Annotated in this window: 1 protein-coding gene; it reads right to left on the bottom strand. The window is 32.6% G+C overall.

Going from position 1 to position 610, the window contains the following annotated elements; all coding sequences use genetic code 11:
- Positions 1–138 precede the first annotated feature (138 nt).
- Positions 139–610, bottom strand: a 472-nt coding sequence (locus LS66_RS10000; protein WP_034343125.1) for a methyltransferase, incomplete at its 5' end; no start/stop codon positions are given.

Here is a 610-nt window from a genome sequence, read left to right as displayed (position 1 = left end):
AAGCTCATTAAATTCTGTTACGAAAGGCTGTTTGCTACACTCTGAAATTCCTATCGCAATAGGTTCATTCCCTGCATACAAAAGCCTTTTATTCTTATTATCCCAAATCCTAAAGTCAAGTTCTTGTAGTTTCATTCTCTACTCCTTAAAAAATACACAAAAGTGTGAAGTCCTAGAAGTCTTTTGCATAAGCAAAGGCTCTTTATTAAAACAATTTAGAATCTCGCTTAAACTAATTTGTGCTTCACTCCACTTAAAAATCAAAGTGCCATTTACCTTTAGCACTCGCATACATTCCTTAAATCCCTTTGATAAATCCTCTTTGTAAGATTTGTCAAGTTTCCCATACTTTTGCACCATAAAGGATTTATCACTACCATTTTTTATATGAGGCGGGTCAAAGATAACAAGAGAGAAACTTTCATTTTCAAAAAGTAAATCTCTAAAATCTGCTATCACATCAGGCTTAACGATAAAGTATTCATCTTTTTGCTTACTCTTTTTAAAGATTGTTTCAAATTCACGCTTATCACAAAATAACACATTAGGATTTTGTTTATCTGCATAAAACATCTTGCCACCACAGCATACATCAAGGATAGGTTTCATT

This window comes from Helicobacter sp. MIT 03-1614, from assembly GCF_000762925.2.
GTDB classification, from domain to species: Bacteria; Campylobacterota; Campylobacteria; order Campylobacterales; family Helicobacteraceae; genus Helicobacter_C; species Helicobacter_C hepaticus.
The sequence above is the reverse complement of the archived record's forward strand: the minus strand, read 5'-3'. Positions and strand labels throughout refer to the sequence as shown.